The organism is Mesorhizobium sp. 8 (assembly GCF_006351905.1).
GTDB classification, from domain to species: Bacteria; Pseudomonadota; Alphaproteobacteria; order Rhizobiales; family Rhizobiaceae; genus Mesorhizobium; species Mesorhizobium composti.
The window spans coordinates 85,873-98,978 of sequence record NZ_CP040914.1; the positions used below are offsets into that span (position 1 = coordinate 85,873).

Below are 13,106 nucleotides of genomic sequence, written 5' to 3' on the forward strand. Positions count from 1 at the left end.
CCGGCTGGACTTGGGCTTGGGCCTGCCATAGTGAGGCCGCAGACGCGGCGTCTTGCCGATACGAAGCGAAACGTAATGTGATTTCAACGCTGCCGTGCCGCCTCCTAGATAGGCGCCACAGAGCTTTCATCGGGGGCAGTCCATGTGCGGAATTGTAGCGATTGTCGGCCATACGCCGGTGGCGCCGCTTATCGTCGACGCGCTGAAGCGGCTTGAGTATCGCGGCTACGATTCCGCTGGCGTCGCTACCATCGAGCGCGGCGAGCTGGGCCGCCGCCGCGCCGAGGGCAAGCTGGTCAACCTCGAGCGCCGGCTCCAGGACGAGCCGCTCGCCGGCACCATCGGCATCGGCCACACCCGCTGGGCCACCCATGGCGTGCCCAACGAGACGAACGCGCACCCGCATTTCTCCAACGGCGTCGCCATCGTCCACAACGGCATCATCGAGAATTTCGCCGAACTGCGCGACGAACTGAAGAAGGACGGCTACGAATTCGCCTCGCAGACCGACACTGAGGTGGTCGCCCATCTGGTGTCGCGCGAAGTGGCGCGCGGCGCTTCTCCGACCGAAGCCGCGCACCGGGCGCTGAAGCGCCTGCAGGGCGCCTTTGCGCTGGCCATCATGTTCAAGGGCGACGAGGACCTGATCGTCGGCGCCCGCAACGGCCCGCCGCTGGCTGTAGGCCATGGCGAGGGCGAGATGTTCCTCGGCTCCGACGCCATCGCGCTGGCGCCGTTCACCAACGCCATCACCTATCTGGAGGACGGCGACTGGGCGGTGGTGCGCCGCAACGAAGTCGCCATCTACGACATCGACGGCAACAAGGTGGAGCGCAAGCGCCAGCAGTCGCTCGGCACCAGCTACATGGTCGACAAGGGCAATCACCGGCACTTCATGGAAAAGGAAATCCATGAGCAGCCGGAGGTGATCTCCCACACGCTGGCGCATTACCTCGATTTCGCCAACGGCACCTCGAAGCCGCTCGACCTGCCGTTCGACTTCGCCAGGATCGATCGCCTGGCGATTTCGGCCTGCGGCACTGCCTATCTGAGCGGCCTGATCGGCAAGTACTGGTTCGAGCGCTTCGCCCGCCTGCCGGTGGATATCGATATCGCCTCGGAGTTCCGCTACCGCGAGATGCCGCTGTCGAAGAACGCGGCCGCGCTCTTCATTTCGCAATCCGGCGAAACGGCCGACACGCTGGCCTCGCTGCGCTATTGCCGCAGCCAGGGCCTGCCGATCGGCGCCGTCGTCAACGTGCGCGAATCCACCATCGCTCGCGAAAGCGACGTGACGCTGCCGACTCTTGCCGGCCCCGAGATCGGCGTGGCGTCCACGAAGGCCTTCACCTGCCAGCTTTCGGTGCTGGCCTCTCTGGCGCTGAAGGCGGCGGAAGCGCGCGGCACCGTCTCGGCCGCAGAGGCGAAGGCGATGGTGCGCCAGCTTGCTGAGGCGCCGCGCTTTGCCAGCCAGGTGCTGAAGCTCGATGCGCAGATCGAGAAGGTCGCGCGGGAATTGTCCCACTACAAGCACGTGCTCTATCTCGGCCGCGACACCAATTTCCCGCTCGCCATGGAAGGCGCGCTGAAGCTCAAGGAAATCTCCTACATTCACGCCGAAGGCTACGCGGCGGGTGAGCTGAAGCACGGCCCGATCGCGCTGATCGACGAGAACATGCCGGTGATCGTCATCGCCCCGCACGACCGCATCTTCGACAAGACGGTTTCCAACATGCAGGAGGTCGCCGCGCGCGGCGGCAAGATCATCCTCATCACCGACGCCAAGGGAGCGGCCCACTCGACGGTGAACACGCTGGAGACCATCGTGCTGCCGGACGTGCCGGAGATCATCGCGCCGATCGTCTACGCGCTGCCGATCCAGATGCTGGCCTATTTCACCGCCGTCTTCATGGGCACCGACGTCGACCAGCCGCGCAACCTGGCGAAATCCGTGACGGTGGAGTAGGCGTATCATCGGGTGATACGAAGTTGTTGACTCATCCATGTATCGGTGTATGATACATAGGAGTTGAGCAGCAATGATCGTTTCATACAAAGGCAAAGCTGTTGAGGCGATCGCGGCTGGAAAGGCGCCGAAGGGATTTCCGTCGGATTTGATTGCCCGCACTGAACGCCGTCTGCGAGCCGTCGCTAATGCAGCAGACTTGAGGGACCTTCGTTCGCCTCCGGGAAATCATCTCGAGGCTTTGAAAGGGGATCGCGCCGGACAGCATTCTATCCGCATCAACGAGCAATGGCGTATCTGTTTTCGTTGGACGGAAGCTGGCGCCGAGGACGTGGAGATCGTCGACTATCATTGATCGGGCTCTTGCCCTGACCGTCAAGGAACAGATGCTTAAATTCGCCCGCCCCCTTCATCCCGGTGAATTCCTCCGCGAGGAATATCTGGTGCCGCTGAACATGAGTGCCGGAGCATTGGCGCGCAAACTCAATCTGCCACGTACCCGCATCGAGAGAATCGCAAAGGAAGAGATCGGTGTAACGCCCGACACGGCCCTGCGGCTGGCTCGGTTTTTTGATACGACCCCCGAATTCTGGATGAATTTCCAGCAAGCTTACGAGTTGGAGACCGAGGCCCGGAAACTGGCGTCGGAACTCGACAAGATCGAGCCGCTGAAAGCTGCATGATAGTGCAGCCGGAAAACTTCCCGGTTCCAAACTTCGCCCCGCTCCCCTAATGTTGCGGCGCAACGAGACGGCGGGGCATGTCGGATACTCTGAAACCTTCTGCGATGACGCGGCTGAGGAACTATTTCCTCACCGGCTTCATCGTCTGCGCGCCGCTGGCGATCACTGCCTACATCGCCTGGTCGTTCATCGGCTGGGTCGATTCGTGGGTGAAGCCCTATATTCCAGCCCGCTACAGCCCGGACACCTACCTCTCGTTCCGTATTCCGGGCTTCGGGTTGATCGTGGCGCTGGTGCTGATCACCCTGATCGGCTTCCTCACCGCCAACATCGTCGGCCGCGCCGTCGTCGGTTTCGGCGAGCGCCTGCTTGGCCGCATGCCACTGGTGCGCGGCATTTACGGCTCGCTAAAACAGATCTTCCAGACCGTCTTTTCCGACAAGGGCAACATGTTCAGCCAGGTCGCCATGGTGGAATATCCGCGCAAGGACGTCTGGTCTCTGGTCTTCGTCGCCGGTGAGAAGGAAACCGAGATCGGCGAGAAACTGGATAAGCCGGGCGATCCGCTGATCGCCGTCTTCATGCCCTGCACGCCGAACCCGACAACCGGATTCCTGATGTATGTGCGCAAGTCCGAGATCGTCATGCTCGACATGAGCATAGAAGACGGCGCCAAGCTGATCGTCTCGGCCGGGCTGGTGGCGCCGCCGGTGAAGAAGAAGGTGCTCGGCCCGGACGGCCTGCCGATCGAGATCGCCAATCCGGAGGAAGGCACCTTGCCTCAGCCGGCGCGCAACAGGCGCACCGCCTCGTCGCGGCCGAACAGATAGAGCAGCAGGCGGATCGCTTCGCCGCGCTCGGATTGCAGTTCGGGATCGCGCGACAGGATGAGGCGGGCGTCGTCGCGCGCGGCTTCCAGCAGGTCCGAGTGGAACTCGATGCGCGCCACCTGGAAGCCCGGCGTGCCGGATTGGCGGGTGCCCAGCAACTCGCCTTCGCCGCGCAGCTTCAGGTCTTCTTCCGCGATGACGAAGCCGTCCTCCGTCTCGCGCATCACCGAAAGCCGGCGCTTCGCCGTCTCGCCCAGCGGGTCCTTGTAGAGCAGCACGCAGGACGATGGCTTCGAGCCGCGCCCGACTCGCCCGCGCAACTGGTGCAACTGGGCGAGGCCGAAGCGTTCGGCGTGCTCGATCACCATGATCGTGGCGTCCGGCACGTCGACGCCGACCTCGATGACGGTGGTGGCGATCAGCACGCGCGTCTCGCCGTCCTTGAAGGCGCGCATCGCCTCGTCCTTCTCGGCACCCTTCATGCGACCGTGGACGATGCCGAGTTGATTGCCGAAAACGGGCTGGAGCGCGGCGAAGCGCTCTTCCGCCGACATCAGCTTCACCTCTTCGGATTCCTCGACCAGTGGGCAGATCCAGTAGATTTTCTGGCCCTCGGCCACCGCGTCGCGAATGCGGCCGACGAGTTCGGAAAGCCGTTCCATCGGCAGGGTGACGGTGCGGATCGGCTGTCGGCCCGCCGGCTTCTCTGTGAGCTTGGAGGTGTCCATGTCGCCGAAAGCGGTCAGCACCAGCGTGCGCGGAATGGGGGTGGCCGTCATCACCAGCATGTCGGGCGCATCGCCCTTGGCGGTGATGGCGAGCCGCTGGTGGACGCCGAAGCGGTGCTGCTCGTCGACCACCGCGAAGACGAGGTTCCTGAAGGTCACGGCCTCCTGGAACAGCGCGTGGGTGCCGACGACGATGTCGATCGAGCCGTCCGCCAGCCTGGACAGTGTCTCGCCGCGCTCGCGACCCTTTTCGCGCCCCGTCAGGATTGCCGTGCGCAGGCCGGCACGGGCCGCCAGCGGCGCGATGGTGGCGAGATGCTGGCGCGCCAGGATTTCAGTCGGCGCCATCAGCGCGGCCTGCCCGCCGGCTTCCACCGCGCGCGCCATGGCCATCAGCGCCACCACCGTCTTGCCCGAGCCGACATCGCCTTGCAGCAGGCGCAGCATGCGGTCCGGCTCGGCGAGATCGGCGAGGATTTCGGCAAGCGCGGCCTCCTGCGAGCCGGTCAGCGAATAGGGCAGGGCGGCGCGGAGCTTTTCGACGATGCGGCCGTCACCGGCCAGCGGCCGGCCGGACAGGCGCCGCACCTTGGCGCGCACCAGCGCCAGCGAAACCTGTCCGGCGAGGAATTCGTCATAGGCCAGCCGGCGCCACGCCGGATTTTCCGGCGAGGCGTCGAGCGGGTTTTCCGGATTATGCAGGCGGGCGAGCGCGGCATCGAAGGACGCAAAACTGTGCTTACGCATGAAGGCGGCGTCGAGCCATTCCGGCAGCGTCGGCACGCGCTCGACCGCCTGGCCGATGGCCCGGCGCAGCACCTTGGCCGAAAGCCCCGCCGTCAGCGGATAGACCGGCTCGACCAGTGGCAGGCTTTCCGCTTCGCTGGCCAGCGCGATATGGTCGGGATGCACCATGGACGGCCGCCCGTTGAACCGCTCCATGCGGCCGGACACCACGACCTGCTCACCCTCGGGCAACTGCTTTTCCAGATAAGCGGCGTGGGCGTGGAAGAAGGTCAGCGCGATGTCGTCGGTGTCGTCATGGGCGTAGACACGGTAGGGGACCGAGCGGTTGCCGCGCGGCGGCGGCTGGTGGCGGTCGATGGTGAGGTCGAGCGTGACGATCTGGCCGTCGATGGCGTTGGCGATGCCGGGGCGGCTGCGGCGGTCGATGACGGAATTGGGCAGCACGAACAGAAGATCGCCGACGCGCGTCTCGCGGCCGCCGAGATCCAGCGGCAGCACGCGCTCGATGAGGGCAGCCACTTTCGCGCCGACGCCGGCAAGCGTGGTGATGGGTGAAAACAGCGGATCGAGCAGGGCAGGGCGCATCCTGTCAGTCTATGGCGCCACAATGCTTGCGCAAAGGCTGACACCTTCGCCTATCCACGCTATATCGCGCCCGTAACCGAGGATCATGGCATGACCGGAACGGCAGAAGCGGCAAACCCCGTGACCGGCGACCTGCATCCCCGCCGCAAGAAACTCCTGTTCCGCTCCTGGCATCGCGGCATGCGCGAGATGGATTTCATCCTCGGCCGCTTCGCCGACGCCGAGATCGCCGGCTTGACCGGCGACGAACTCGACCAATATGAAAAGCTCCTCGACTTTCCCGACGACCAGTTCTTCCTGCTGGTGACCGGCGACCTGCCGGTGCCGGCGCATCTGGAATGTCCGCTGCTCGACAGGATTTTGGCTTTCGGCCGGACATCTCAAATCTGAAACCACGCAAATGAAACTCATTCCCTCCATCGGCCTGCCGAAAGGCCGCGCCGGCTCCTTCATCGTCGATGAGGTGGCCGACGGCTACGAAGCCTTTGCGCTGGCCGCAATCGCCGGCGAGATCGCGCCCGACCGGCCGCTGGTCTTCGTCGCCCGCGACGGCCAGCGCCTGCCGGCCATCGTCGAGGCGCTGGCCTTCGCCGCGCCCGACCTGCCGGTGCTGGAGCTTCCGGCATGGGACTGCCTGCCCTATGACCGCGTCTCGCCAGGCTCCGATGCGGCCGCGCGCCGGCTCGACGCGCTGGCCGGCATGGCCGCACTTGCGGGCAAGCCGCACCGCGCCGTCGTGCTCACCACCGCCAACGCGCTGTTGCAGCGCGTGCCGCCGGCAGCATCGATCGAAGCGCAGACGTTCCGGGCCAAGCCCGGCAACCAGATCGACATGAAGGTGCTGATTGCGCGGCTGGAAACCTCCGGTTTCGAGCGCGTGCCGACGGTGCGCGAGGTCGGCGAGTTCGCCGTGCGCGGCGGCATCCTCGACCTGTTCGTGCCGGGTGCGGAGGACGCGCTGAGGCTCGATTTCTTCGGCGACACGCTGGAATCGATCCGCGCCTTCGATCCCGCCAGCCAGCGCACCACCGGCCAGCGCAACCAGCTCGTCTTGCAGGCGATGAGCGAGGTGGCGCTGACGCCGGACACGATCAGCCGCTTCCGCCGCGCCTATATCGAGACGTTCGGCGCGCCCTCGCGCGACGACGCGCTCTATGCGGCGGTCAGCGAAGGCCGCCGCTTCGCCGGCATGGAGCATTGGCTGCCCTTCTTCTACGAGCGGCTGGAGACGGTGTTCGACTACCTGCCGGAGGCGCCGGTGGTGTTCGACCATCTGGCGCACGAGGCGCTGGCCGAGCGCCGCAAGCTGATCCTCGATCACTTCGAGGCGCGCCGCAACCAGGGTGCGCTCAAGGACGCGGTGCCCTACAAGCCGGTGGCGCCGGACCTGCTCTACCTGTCGCCGGAGGGCGTCAACCAGGCGACCGCCGGCCGCGAGGCCATCGAACTGACGCCCTTCGCAGCACCCGAAGCGAGCGACAGGAAGGTGTTTCACGCCGGCTCGCGCGCCGGGCGCAGCTTCGCCGAGGAGCGTGCCGACCCCAACGCCAACGTCTTCGAGACGGCGGTGAAGCACATCGCCGACGAGCGGGCGAAGAGGCGCCGCGTCGTCGTCGCCGGCTGGACCGACGGCTCGCTCGACCGGCTTGGCCAGATTCTCGCCGAACACCATCTCGGCAAATTGAAGACCGTCGCCACGCTGGCCGAGGTGGAGAGGCTGGAGACGGGGCAGGCGGCGCTTGCCGTGCTGCCGCTGGAAACCGGCTTCGAGACGGACGGCCTCGTCGTTGTCGCCGAGCAGGACATCCTTGGCGACCGGCTGGTGCGGCGTTCCAAGAAGCGCAAGCGCGCTTCCGACTTCATCGTCGAGGCAGCGTCGCTGTCGGCCGGCGATATCGTCGTCCATGCCGACCACGGCATCGGCCGTTTCATCGGCTTGCGCACCATCGAGGCGGCGGGCGCGCCGCACGACTGCCTGGAGATCCACTACGCCGGCGACGACCGGCTGTTCCTGCCGGTGGAGAACATCGAGCTTCTGTCGCGCTACGGCTCGGATTCGGCGGAAGCCACGCTCGACAAACTGGGCGGTGGTGCCTGGCAAGCGCGCAAGGCGCGGATGAAGAAGCGCCTGCTCGACATGGCAGGGCAACTGATCCGCATCGCCGCCGAGCGGCAGATGCGCTCCGCCCCGACCATGATCCCGCAGGACGGGCTCTACGGCGAGTTCGCCGCCCGCTTCCCCTATGAGGAGACGGACGACCAGCAGAACGCCATCGACGCCGTCGCCGGCGATCTCTCGGCCGGCCGGCCGATGGACCGGCTGGTGTGCGGCGACGTCGGCTTCGGCAAGACCGAGGTGGCGCTGCGCGCCGCTTTCGTCGCCGCCATGGAAGGCTTTCAGGTGGCGGTGGTGGTGCCGACCACGCTTCTGTCGCGCCAGCATTACAAGACCTTCAAGCAGCGTTTCGCCGGCCTGCCGGTGCGCGTCGCACAGGCCTCACGCATGGTCGGCGCCAAGGAGCTTGCGCAGGTCAAGAAGGAGATCGCGGAAGGCACCGTCGATATCGTCGTCGGCACCCATGCGCTGCTGGGCTCCTCGATCTCGTTCAAGCGCCTCGGACTGCTGATCGTCGACGAGGAGCAGCATTTCGGCGTCAAGCACAAGGAACGGCTGAAGGAGCTGAAGTCGGACGTGCATGTGCTGACGCTGTCTGCCACGCCCATACCGCGCACGCTGCAGCTGGCGCTGACGGGCGTGCGGGAGCTTTCGCTGATCGCCACGCCGCCGGTGGATCGCATGGCGGTGCGCACTTTCATCTCGCCCTTTGATCCGCTGGTGATCCGCGAGACGCTGCTGCGCGAGCGCTATCGCGGCGGCCAGTCCTTCTATGTTGTGCCACGCATCAGCGATCTGGCCGAAATCCACGATTTCCTGAAGGCGGAGGTGCCGGAACTGAAGGTCGGCGTCGCCCACGGCCAGATGCCGCCCGGTGAGTTGGACGACATCATGAACGCCTTCTACGACGGACAGTACGACGTGCTTTTGTCCACCACCATCGTGGAATCGGGCCTCGATATCCCGACCGCCAACACGCTGATTGTCCATCGCGCCGACATGTTCGGCCTCGCGCAGCTCTACCAGTTGCGCGGCCGCGTCGGCCGCTCGAAGCTGCGCGCCTATGCCCTGTTCACGCTGCCGGCCAACAAGAAGCTGACCGACACGGCCGACCGCCGCCTCAAGGTGCTGCAATCGCTGGACACGCTGGGAGCCGGCTTCCAGCTTGCCAGCCACGACCTCGACATCCGCGGTGCCGGCAATCTTCTGGGCGAGGAGCAGTCCGGCCATATCAAGGAGGTCGGCTTCGAGCTCTACCAGCAGATGCTGGAGGAAGCCGTGGCCGAGGTGAAGGATTCGGGCGAGACGCAGGACACCGGCTGGTCGCCGCAGATCGCCATCGGCACCGCCGTCATGATCCCCGAAAGCTACGTGCCCGACCTGCAGCTGCGGCTGGCGCTCTACCGCCGGCTCGGCGACCTGGAGACGCCGGAAGAGATCGACGGCTTCGGCGCCGAACTGATCGACCGCTTCGGCCCGCTGCCGGAGGAGGTCAAGCACCTGTTGAAGATCGTCTTCATCAAGGCGCTGTGCCGCAAGGCCAATGTCGAGAAGCTGGACGCCGGGCCGAAGGGCGTCGTCATCCACTTCCGCAACAAGACCTTCGCCAATCCGGCCGGGCTGGTCAAATACATCGGCGACCAGGGCTCGCTGGCCAAGATCCGCGCCGATCATTCCATCGTCTTCATCCGCGACTGGCCGAATGCGGAGAAGCGCCTGTCCGGCTCCGCCGTGGTCATGACCCAGCTGGCGAAGCTGGCGGGGTAGTTTTTGGTGCGTCCTTCAAGGCTCGCGTCGCTCGCACCTCAAGATGAAGGCCGTTTTGTATTGAACCTAGAGCATTTTGCAGCCGGACGGAATCGTCCGGCGTCGCACAAATGCGGCTAAAACAAAGAGATAGATCGTTACGCTGTTTCCATGAAACGGTGAAACGATCTAAGAAAGTGAAGCCGAGCAAACCACCTCCCTCATCCTGAGGTGCGAGCACAGCGAGCCTCGAAGGACGCACCTGAGGGAAAAGGCGAAATCTGACGAAGAAAGCGCGTTATTCCGCCTTTTCCAATTCGCCTCGCGCCTTCGCCGCCGCGATCTGGCGGATGGCGTCTGCCAGCACACCGGTCTCCTGCGCGCCCATGACGGCGTATTTGCCTTCCAGCAGGAAGCAGGGCACGCCGGTGATGCCCATGCGCGCGGCGGTGTTGATCTCGGCGCGCACCGCATCGGCGTCGGCGTCGGTCGGCAGAAGCGTCTCGACCACGGCGGTGTCCATGCCGGCCGCCTTTGCCGCCTCGATCAGCACGCCGGCGTCGCCGGTATTCTCGCCGCGCTCGAAATAGCGGCTGAACAGTTCCTCGACGAGCCTGTTCTGCTCGGCCTCGCCCATCGTCCCGGCCCAGCGGATGACGCGGTGGGCGTCGAGCGTGTTGGGGGAGACGCGAATGGCGTCGAAGTCGAAGGAAATGCCTTCGACGGCGCCGAGCGAGGTCAGGTTGGCATGGATCTGATGCAGCCGGTCGCCGTCGCCGAACTTGGCGCGCATGTAGTCCTTGCGGTCCTTGCCTTCCGGCGGAATGGTCGGGTCGAGCTGGAACGGCCGCCAGCGCACGGTGACGTCGACGTCGCCGACCGCGGCGATGGCCGCCCTGAGGCGCTTTTCGCCGAGGAAGCACCAGGGACAGACGACGTCGGACACCACGTCGATGCTGATTGAATTGTCGCTCATGGCTTGTCCTTTCGCCGCTGGCGATCAGTTCGCCTTCCGCCACCACGTCGGCAACTGGTAGCCGTAGAGCGACGTCTTGTCAGGATGGGCCATATAGGCCCAGTACGCAATCCACTGCTCGGTATTGTGCTGCATCGGCACCATGTAGTTGCCCGAGATCAGAAGCCGGTCGAGCACCCTGACGGCGGCGACGAAGTCGTCCTTCTGGCGCGCGTTGAGCATCGCCTCGATCGCCGCGTCGACGGCCGGATCGGCGACCCCGGCGAGGTTGAACGAGCCCTCGACATTGGCTGAAGCCGAGCCCCAGCGGCCGATCTGCTCGATGCCCGGCGACAGTGAATTGGTGAAGCCGGTGGAGCCGATCAGCACGTCGAAATCGAAGCGCTGCTTGCGCGACTGGATCTGGTCGCCGTCCAGCGCGCGGATCGTCACCTCGATGCCGAGCTTGGCCAGAGTGCGCTGGTAGAGCGCGGCCAACCGCTCCTCCTCCTGGCTGGACGTCAGGATCTCGAAGCCGAAGGGCTGGCCCTGCGGATCGACCATATGGCCGCCTTCGATGTGGTAGCCGGCGGTTTTCAGCACGTCGTAGGCGGCCTTCAACACCTTGCGGTCCTGTCCGGAACCGTCCGTCACTGGCGGCCGCCATGTGCCGTCCATGACGTCGGGCGGCACGCGGCCGGGGAAGGGGGCGAGCAGCGCCTTTTCCTTTTCGCTCGCCGGATGGCCGAGCGCCGACAGTTCCGAACCCTGCCAGTAGCTCATGGTGCGGGTGAACTTGCCATCGAACAGGTTCTTGTTGGCCCATTCGAAGTCGTAGAGCATGCCGAGCGCGCGCCGCACGGCCGGATCGGCGAACTTCTTCAGCCGCGTGTTGAACAGGAAGCCGTTCACCACCGGAGGTATGCCGGACTGGAACGTCTCGGCCACGACCTTGCCCTGCTTGTAGGCGGGGAAATCCAGGTCGCGCTCGCGCTTGACCGGGTCCGTCTCGGTGTCGATGGCGCAGATGCCTTTCTTGAAAGCCTCCGTCATCGCGTTGGCGTTGAGGAAATACTGGACGGTGATCTGGTCGTAGTTGTCGAAGCCGCGTTTGGCCGGAATGTCCTTGCCCCAGTAGTCGGGATTGCGCTTGAAGACGATGCGGTCGCCGGGCTTCACCTCCGCGATCGTATAAGGACCGGAGCCGATGACCGGCTTCAGAGTCGTGCGGTCGAAGGTTTCCTTGTCGAAGGCGTGCTTCGGAATGATCGGCGTCATCGCGATAATCAGCGGAAATTCGCGGTCGGCCTTGTCGTTGAAGGTGAACTTGACGCTGCGCTCGCCGGTCTTCTCCAGCTTCGCCACCTTCTTCATGCGGTCGGAATAGGGCGGCCGGCCCTTTTCGGTGTAGGTATCGTAGGTGAACAGCACGTCCTCCGGCGTTACCGGCTCGCCGTCCGACCACTTCGCCTTCGGATCGAGGTGGAATTCGATCCACTTTCGGTCGGGGTCCATCTTCACGTCGTCCGCGAGCAGGCCGTAGAGGCCGAACGCCTCGTCGTAGTTGCGCGCCATCAGCGTCTCGAAGACGAGATTGCCGTAGATGATGTCGATCACGCCGCGCGCGGTGGTGCGCAGGCTCTTGATGATGAACGGGTTGAGGTTGTCGAAAGTGCCGACCACGCAATAGGTGATCGCGCCACCCTTCGGCGCGTCCGGATTGGCGTAGGGAAAATGCGTGTAGCCGGGCGGCAGTTCGGGTTCGCCCTGCATGGCGATGCCTTGCGCCGCCCGCGCCGGCACGGCGGCGAGGAAGGTTGAAAGGACGGCGGCAGCCAGCCGGAAAGAGATGCGGCGCATGACCGGTTTGCCTCGATGTTCGAACGGGTGATTCGGTTTCGAAACTAGCATGCGCACCCTGACGGCATCTGCCAAAGAAATGAAGCCGGTGGACTGGATTCGACGGCGCGGGCAGTGTAACACGCCGCGCAAGTCATTCTGTTGCCTCATTTCGGCAAGAGGTAGCACGTCGCGAGGCGCGCAAAGCCGGCACGACCATTTCAGAGGATTGCACCATATGACGAGCCTGAACAGCAACGCATTCCGCCTTTCGCTCGTGGCCGCCGGCGTGGCCGGCGTGCTTGGTGCTGCCGTTCCCTCGGCCTCGGCTCAGCAGCAGCAGATTCCGCAGGGCTGGTTCAAGGCCTGCACCAAGCAGGAAGACGTCGACATCTGCAACGTGCAGAACATCACCACCGCCGGCAACGGCCAGCTCATCACCGGCGTCAGCCTGATCGACCTGCGCGGCAAGGTGAACCGCAAGGTCTTCCAGGTCACCGTGCCGACCGGCCGTCTGGTGCAGCCCGGCATCGGCCTGCAGGTCGACGGCGGCAAGACGCAGAAGCTCGACTACGTCATCTGCTTCCCCGACCGTTGCGTGGCCGAGGTGCCGCTGACCGACCAGCTCGTCACCTCCTTCAAGAAGGGCCAGCAACTTACGCTGACCTCGATCAATTTCCAGAACCAGCCGAACCCGATCAAGGTCGCCCTGACCGGCTTCAGCGAAGCCTTCGACGGTCCGGCCTTGAAGCAGTCCGACATCGAGGACCGGCAGAAGAAGCTGCAGGACTTCGTTGCCAAGAACAACGAGGACTTCGCCAAGAAGCTCAAGGAAGAGCAGGAGAAGGCCAAGGCCGGCAACTGATCACGGGCGCCGCCGATTTTGCGGCGGCTCGAAACGACATGAAAAA

General features: G+C 64.9%; 10 protein-coding genes. 7 read left to right on the forward strand and 3 right to left on the reverse strand.

Features of this window, described 5'->3' with window-relative positions; all coding sequences use genetic code 11:
• Window positions 1-142: 142 nt before the first annotated feature.
• The 4 genes from glmS (at window position 143) to FGU64_RS00460 (ending at window position 3,479) form a co-directional block, all read left to right on the forward strand.
• A complete protein-coding gene (gene glmS, locus FGU64_RS00445; RefSeq protein WP_139950455.1) occupies window positions 143-1,966 on the forward strand; it encodes a glutamine--fructose-6-phosphate transaminase (isomerizing) in 1,824 nt (607 codons plus the stop codon).
• Window positions 1,967-2,039: 73 nt separating this feature from the next.
• Window positions 2,040-2,321, forward strand: coding sequence for a type II toxin-antitoxin system RelE/ParE family toxin (locus tag FGU64_RS00450; RefSeq protein ID WP_139950456.1), 282 nt, complete (start codon window positions 2,040-2,042; stop codon window positions 2,319-2,321).
• 31 nt (window positions 2,322-2,352) lie between these two features.
• Window positions 2,353-2,649, forward strand: a complete 297-nt coding sequence (locus FGU64_RS00455; protein WP_139950457.1) for a HigA family addiction module antitoxin — start codon at window positions 2,353-2,355, stop codon at window positions 2,647-2,649.
• Window positions 2,650-2,726: 77 nt separating this feature from the next.
• The gene (locus FGU64_RS00460; protein WP_139950458.1) at window positions 2,727-3,479 is read left to right on the forward strand and encodes a DUF502 domain-containing protein; all 753 of its coding nucleotides are present in this window, start codon (window positions 2,727-2,729) and stop codon (window positions 3,477-3,479) included.
• Here FGU64_RS00460 and recG read toward each other — a convergent pair.
• Entirely contained in the window at window positions 3,431-5,539 is a 2,109-nt protein-coding gene (gene recG / locus FGU64_RS00465) for an ATP-dependent DNA helicase RecG (protein WP_139950459.1), read from the reverse strand. The genes FGU64_RS00460 and recG overlap by 49 nt on opposite strands.
• A 90-nt stretch (window positions 5,540-5,629) precedes the next feature.
• On the opposite strand from recG, the gene FGU64_RS00470 reads away from it, so the two are divergent.
• Together FGU64_RS00470 and mfd are read left to right on the forward strand one after the other, a co-directional pair.
• Window positions 5,630-5,929, forward strand: a complete 300-nt coding sequence (locus FGU64_RS00470) for a succinate dehydrogenase assembly factor 2 (protein ID WP_139950460.1) — start codon at window positions 5,630-5,632, stop codon at window positions 5,927-5,929.
• A 10-nt stretch (window positions 5,930-5,939) separates the two neighbouring features.
• A complete protein-coding gene (mfd, locus tag FGU64_RS00475) occupies window positions 5,940-9,422 on the forward strand; it encodes a transcription-repair coupling factor (protein WP_139950461.1) in 3,483 nt (1,160 codons plus the stop codon).
• A 277-nt stretch (window positions 9,423-9,699) separates the two neighbouring features.
• Here mfd and FGU64_RS00480 read toward each other — a convergent pair whose 3' ends face one another.
• Together FGU64_RS00480 and FGU64_RS00485 are read right to left on the reverse strand one after the other, a co-directional pair.
• Window positions 9,700-10,377 (reverse strand): DsbA family oxidoreductase, encoded by a 678-nt coding sequence (locus FGU64_RS00480; RefSeq protein ID WP_139950462.1) that lies wholly within the window; start codon window positions 10,375-10,377, stop codon window positions 9,700-9,702.
• A gap of 24 nt (window positions 10,378-10,401) precedes the next feature.
• Window positions 10,402-12,216 carry an extracellular solute-binding protein gene (locus tag FGU64_RS00485; protein WP_139950463.1) on the reverse strand — a complete coding sequence of 605 codons (1,815 nt, stop codon included), beginning with the start codon at window positions 12,214-12,216 and terminating at the stop codon, window positions 10,402-10,404.
• A 217-nt stretch (window positions 12,217-12,433) separates the two neighbouring features.
• Between FGU64_RS00485 and FGU64_RS00490 the strand changes: the two genes are divergently transcribed.
• Window positions 12,434-13,060, forward strand: coding sequence for an invasion associated locus B family protein (locus FGU64_RS00490; protein WP_136358168.1), 627 nt, complete (start codon window positions 12,434-12,436; stop codon window positions 13,058-13,060).
• Window positions 13,061-13,106: the final 46 nt, after the last annotated feature.

Coding starts and splice junctions, on each gene's coding strand:
- glmS (WP_139950455.1), top strand. CDS start 143: ATGTGCGGAATTGTAGCGATTGTCGGCCATACGCCGGTGGCGCCGCTT.
- recG (WP_139950459.1), bottom strand. CDS start 5,539: ATGCGCCCTGCCCTGCTCGATCCGCTGTTTTCACCCATCACCACGCTT.
- FGU64_RS00450 (WP_139950456.1), top strand. CDS start 2,040: ATGATCGTTTCATACAAAGGCAAAGCTGTTGAGGCGATCGCGGCTGGA.
- FGU64_RS00490 (WP_136358168.1), top strand. CDS start 12,434: ATGACGAGCCTGAACAGCAACGCATTCCGCCTTTCGCTCGTGGCCGCC.
- FGU64_RS00485 (WP_139950463.1), bottom strand. CDS start 12,216: ATGCGCCGCATCTCTTTCCGGCTGGCTGCCGCCGTCCTTTCAACCTTC.
- FGU64_RS00480 (WP_139950462.1), bottom strand. CDS start 10,377: ATGAGCGACAATTCAATCAGCATCGACGTGGTGTCCGACGTCGTCTGT.
- FGU64_RS00470 (WP_139950460.1), top strand. CDS start 5,630: ATGACCGGAACGGCAGAAGCGGCAAACCCCGTGACCGGCGACCTGCAT.
- FGU64_RS00460 (WP_139950458.1), top strand. CDS start 2,727: ATGTCGGATACTCTGAAACCTTCTGCGATGACGCGGCTGAGGAACTAT.
- FGU64_RS00455 (WP_139950457.1), top strand. CDS start 2,353: ATGCTTAAATTCGCCCGCCCCCTTCATCCCGGTGAATTCCTCCGCGAG.
- mfd (WP_139950461.1), top strand. CDS start 5,940: ATGAAACTCATTCCCTCCATCGGCCTGCCGAAAGGCCGCGCCGGCTCC.